This is a genomic window from Thermococcus sp. (genome assembly GCF_027008145.1).
Lineage (GTDB): Archaea > Methanobacteriota_B > Thermococci > Thermococcales > Thermococcaceae > Thermococcus.
On the sequence record NZ_JALTCZ010000205.1, the window covers coordinates 1 to 4,005 of the forward strand.

The following is a 4,005-nucleotide window of genomic DNA, read 5'->3' on the forward strand; positions in this document are numbered from 1 at the left end:
CTCTGTGGTGCACCCAAGGATCAGTTTGAGAAAATAGAGTGAGGTGGTGGCCATGATAAGCGGAACCATAAAGAGTGGGGACTGGAAGGGAGAGAAGCACGTCCCCGTTATAGAGTACGAGAAGGAGGGCGACCTCGTCAAGGTCGAGGTCAGCGTCGGAAAGGAGATACCGCACCCGAACACCCCGGAGCACCACATAGCCTGGATCGAGCTCTACTTCCACCCCGAGGGGGAGAACTTCCCCATAATGATCGGCAGGGTGGCCTTCACCAACCACGGCGACCCGCTCACCGAGCCTAGGGCGATCTTCTTCTTCAGGACGAGCAAGAAGGGCAAGCTCTACGCGCTCAGCTACTGCAACATCCACGGCCTCTGGGAGAACGAGGTTAGCCTTGAGTGATTTCCTTTTTCACAATTTTATTCTCCGCAAGGTTTATTACCCCTAAAGCTTAAATCCTCTGTCAAATAGCTGGTGACATTGATGAGCCTTTATACTGAACTAATGTCCCTGGGTGGAGTCTTGACCCTTCTCGGAATCTTCCTAACCTGGAGCCTTTCAAGGATCGTCGAGAAGTTTCGGCTCGGAGGAGGAAGGCTTTCTTTGCTCATTCTTATCGGCGGTCTTTTGACTGCAGTAGGATTTACACCAATTGCATGGAACGATGGAGATCCCCTGTTCTGGGCGGTTCTCCTCGGGCCTGCCCTGATAGCCTACGCCCTGGCCGAGAGCGGCCTTGTCAGGGCAAAGCAAGAGATGCTCCTCCAATCAGCACTGGCCTTTCTGGCAGTGGTCATGATGAGCCCCACATCCCGAGCGATCGCAGAGTCCTTCTCCGCCATAGCAATAGTCATTCTCATGAATGCCCTTGTCTCTTATGCCCACTCACCCCAAAGGCTCTCTGCCCTAGCTAGAACGGCCTCATGGCTCTTCGTCCTCTTCCTGATTCTAGAAAACATTTCGTGGTTCTTCCTGATAGGAATTGCCCTCTACTTCGTTTCTCTCTCAATCTGGCTCTACGCCCTCTTCAGGTTTCATGCCGTGGCTAGAGAGCGGTTCGCCAACTCTGTCCAAGAAGGCTTATAACCTTCCTACCCGGACCTCCTACGGTGGGAAAAGTGAAGATCTACACGCCCGATAGGGAATGGCCCCCCGAGTACCGGGCCGTTATTGAGGAGCTGAAAAAGATAACAGACCCAGTAACCAGTGGGAACATACTGGACTCCGGGGTCATAGCGGGTCTGGAGGTGAGCGACGACACACTCAAGGTCTGGCTCAGGTTCGAGAGCCACGCCGAGTACAACATCACAGGTGAGAGCGCGATAGCCTACTCCAAAATAATAGGCGACATAATGGAGCGCTTTGCCCTCGTGAAGTTCAACAACGTCTACATCTACGACCTGGGGAACCACATAGTTGGGATCTTCGAGAACCGGAGGAAACGCCGACCAGAAGGGATCTCAGGGGGGAGGGCCTGAGATGGGTCTCCTCGAAATCTTCAAAAAGAGGCCCAGAAAAGCCGGCCCCCGTGAAGACCTGCCGGAGGAAGTTAAAAGGGTCGTCGAGGTGCTGAGGGGAGTCATTGACCCTGAGACCGAGCTGGACATAGTCGACGAGGGACTCGTCTATGGCGTCACGGTTGAGGGAAAGAAAGTTGACGTCTTCCTCCTCCTCGCGAGGTCAACTCCGGAATGCCACTTCTGTCAGGTTCTCGCGATAAACGTCCAGAGGAAGATACTGGACGAGGTCGTCAGGCTTCTCAAATCGGAAGGGTTTAATAGCGTGAATGTCTACAATGAACTTGGACTGTTGCTCGCGGAGGGATGAGTATGGTTCCCGAACTCGAAGAGGGGCTTCCCCTTGAAAGGATTAAGGACTTCTCTCCTGAGGAGCTCCTTGGGATGGCAGTAAAGGCCGAGATAGGTGCCAGAAGGTTCTACGAGAGCCTTGCCGAGAGGGTTGACATCAGGGAGCTCAAGGAAAAGATTGGGTGGCTTGCCGGCGAGGAGAAGAAGCATGAGGAGCTGTTGAGAAGAATACATAAAAACATGTTCCCAGGAAAGGAACTCGTCTTCCCGAGGGAGCACATAGGGCCCGAGCTTAAGCCCGTCGCTAGGGAACTGCACGGCGTTCAGGACATAATAGACCTCATCCGGTGGGCCATGAAAGCGGAGGAAATAGCTGCAAAGTTCTACGCCGAGCTGGAAAACATAGTTGAGGGCGAGGAAAAGAAGAGGCTCATGCGTTACCTTAGCGATATGGAATGGGGGCACTACTACAACCTCAAGGCTGAATACGAGCTTTTACTCGACTGGGCAATGTACAGCCAGATGATGAACGTCGGGCCGTGAGTCCCTTTCCAATTTTAATACAAAGAAGAGAGAAAAGTCACTCCTTGTACTTTGCTATCAGCTCGGCAAGAAGTCTGTGATGCTCCCTCTCGTTCTCCACGAGGGCCTCGGCAAGCCCCTTGAAGAGTGGATGTGTCATCTTCTCGGCCATCTTCTGATATGTTTCGATCATGTCCTTCTCTATCTCAAGGTGCATCTCGGCGAAGCGTTTGACGAGCGCTTTCTGCTCCGGGGAGAGCTCAACCTCCTTAAGTTCTTCAATCGGTCCCTCCGAGATTTCCCCCAGTTCCCTCTGGGCGTTGAGGATGGCTTCCATCAGGTGCTTGTGGATGACAGTGTCAACGGCTATGCGGAGGACTATCTCCTCGACATTGGTATAGCTAAGACCCTGGCCCTTTATCAGTTTTAGACCGTCGAGGTAGCTGGAAGCGGCCTTCTTTTCGGTTTCGTAGGCGTGTTTAACAAGCGGTTCAGACATGGACATCACCAGCCAATAAATGGTACTAACGCCCAATAAAGTTTTCGAGTGAAAAAGAAAATGGAAGCTCAGAGTTCGACCTTTATCCCCGTCTCTTCCTCGACCTCTTCAAAGCCCTCCTTCATGTACTTCGCGAGCTCTTTGTCAACTTCAAAGAGTGCCGCGAGGAACTCCCCGAAGTGCTCCTTCTCCTCGTTGGCGACATCAAGGAAGATGCCCTTTATCCTCTCGTCCTCAATACCTTCAGCCAGCTGTTCGTAGATGTTTATCGCATCGAGCTCGGCCTCGATTGCCCAGCGAAGGGCCTGGGCTATCTCCCTCTTGGTGAGGGGCCTGTTCCTTGGGAGCTCAAACGGGTATTTCGCGAGCATGGTACCACCACCTAAACTTTTCCCCCAGGCTTAATAACCCTTACCTCCATCATCTAAGGAACTTGGAGACATAGGGGCTTTCGCCGGGCTTTCCGCGCCTGAAGTGACCGCTCGGCTTCCCAGTCAAAAGCTCCTCGAACCATGCTTCATGCTCTATCTCCTCGTGGAGAATAGCCAAGGAGAGGTCGTAAGTTCTCGGGTCTTTGCCCATCGTGTAGCTGCATATCTCAGTGTAGACCCCCACGGCACAGCGCTCCGCTTGGAGGAGAACATTCAGTATCTCCTCAACGGTTGGGTTCTCGGGAAGGTAGGCGTCGCTACACCAAGCCATATCCGCAAAGTCCCTGATGTCCCTCGGGAGCTCGCCTCCAAGCTCGTAAATCCTGGGCACGAGGGCCTCAAAGTGGTTCCTGTCTTCGAGGCGCGCATCTTCGACGATTTCTTTTATGGTCTCGCCATCCAGACCGGCGGAGTGGTTCCTGAGCAGGGTGTAGTAGTAATAGGTCGTGAACTCCGCCGCGGCGGCCTTCAGGAGCATCTCTAAAAGTTTCTCAACGTCTATCCCGGCCCTCTCAACGAGCCTTCTGTTGTGTTCCGACATGGTATCACCACTTATCTATTGTTATTTCTACTTAATAAACTTTTCTATTTAAAAATTATTTTTATTTAGGAAGACTTTTAAAGGGAACGCCCTACCTCAAGCCATGTGGAAGGAGAAGGCAGTTGAAAGGCTGAGGAAAAAAGGCTACAAGATAACCCCACAGAGGCTCAAGCTCCTTGAGGTCTTAGAGCGGATCGGGAAGAGAC

The 4,005-nt window shown here is 52.6% G+C and carries 8 protein-coding genes; 5 read left to right on the forward strand and 3 right to left on the reverse strand.

Features of this window, described 5'->3' with window-relative positions:
• Window positions 1-52 precede the first annotated feature (52 nt).
• The 5 genes from MVD07_RS10545 (at window position 53) to MVD07_RS10565 (ending at window position 2,349) form a co-directional block, all read left to right on the forward strand.
• Window positions 53-400 (forward strand): desulfoferrodoxin family protein, encoded by a 348-nt coding sequence (locus tag MVD07_RS10545; RefSeq protein WP_297501961.1) that lies wholly within the window; start codon window positions 53-55, stop codon window positions 398-400.
• A gap of 72 nt (window positions 401-472) precedes the next feature.
• Entirely contained in the window at window positions 473-1,084 is a 612-nt protein-coding gene (locus MVD07_RS10550; RefSeq protein ID WP_297501948.1) for a hypothetical protein, read from the forward strand.
• Between the two features lie 32 nt (window positions 1,085-1,116).
• Window positions 1,117-1,476 (forward strand): hypothetical protein, encoded by a 360-nt coding sequence (locus MVD07_RS10555; protein WP_297501964.1) that lies wholly within the window; start codon window positions 1,117-1,119, stop codon window positions 1,474-1,476.
• Between the two features lies 1 nt (window position 1,477).
• Window positions 1,478-1,825, forward strand: coding sequence for an iron-sulfur cluster assembly protein (locus MVD07_RS10560; RefSeq protein ID WP_297501950.1), 348 nt, complete (start codon window positions 1,478-1,480; stop codon window positions 1,823-1,825).
• A gap of 2 nt (window positions 1,826-1,827) precedes the next feature.
• Window positions 1,828-2,349: a ferritin family protein gene (locus MVD07_RS10565; RefSeq protein ID WP_297501967.1), complete on the forward strand. Its 522-nt coding sequence runs from the start codon at window positions 1,828-1,830 to the stop codon at window positions 2,347-2,349.
• A gap of 37 nt (window positions 2,350-2,386) precedes the next feature.
• Here MVD07_RS10565 and MVD07_RS10570 read toward each other — a convergent pair whose 3' ends face one another.
• From MVD07_RS10570 to dps, 3 genes are all read right to left on the reverse strand, one after another.
• Window positions 2,387-2,833 carry a ferritin family protein gene (locus MVD07_RS10570; RefSeq protein ID WP_297501953.1) on the reverse strand — a complete coding sequence of 149 codons (447 nt, stop codon included), beginning with the start codon at window positions 2,831-2,833 and terminating at the stop codon, window positions 2,387-2,389.
• A gap of 62 nt (window positions 2,834-2,895) precedes the next feature.
• Window positions 2,896-3,198 carry a ferritin family protein gene (locus MVD07_RS10575; protein ID WP_297501955.1) on the reverse strand — a complete coding sequence of 101 codons (303 nt, stop codon included), beginning with the start codon at window positions 3,196-3,198 and terminating at the stop codon, window positions 2,896-2,898.
• A gap of 49 nt (window positions 3,199-3,247) precedes the next feature.
• A complete protein-coding gene (gene dps / locus MVD07_RS10580; protein WP_297501958.1) occupies window positions 3,248-3,799 on the reverse strand; it encodes a DNA protection during starvation protein in 552 nt (183 codons plus the stop codon).
• Window positions 3,800-4,005 lie beyond the last annotated feature (206 nt).

What these genes read in the sequence shown, in the direction of transcription:
- MVD07_RS10545 (WP_297501961.1), top strand. Translation starts at nt 53, where the DNA reads ATGATAAGCGGAACCATAAAGAGTGGGGACTGGAAGGGAGAGAAGCAC.
- MVD07_RS10560 (WP_297501950.1), top strand. Translation starts at nt 1,478, where the DNA reads ATGGGTCTCCTCGAAATCTTCAAAAAGAGGCCCAGAAAAGCCGGCCCC.
- MVD07_RS10565 (WP_297501967.1), top strand. Translation starts at nt 1,828, where the DNA reads ATGGTTCCCGAACTCGAAGAGGGGCTTCCCCTTGAAAGGATTAAGGAC.
- MVD07_RS10570 (WP_297501953.1), bottom strand. Translation starts at nt 2,833, where the DNA reads ATGTCCATGTCTGAACCGCTTGTTAAACACGCCTACGAAACCGAAAAG.
- MVD07_RS10575 (WP_297501955.1), bottom strand. Translation starts at nt 3,198, where the DNA reads ATGCTCGCGAAATACCCGTTTGAGCTCCCAAGGAACAGGCCCCTCACC.
- dps (WP_297501958.1), bottom strand. Translation starts at nt 3,799, where the DNA reads ATGTCGGAACACAACAGAAGGCTCGTTGAGAGGGCCGGGATAGACGTT.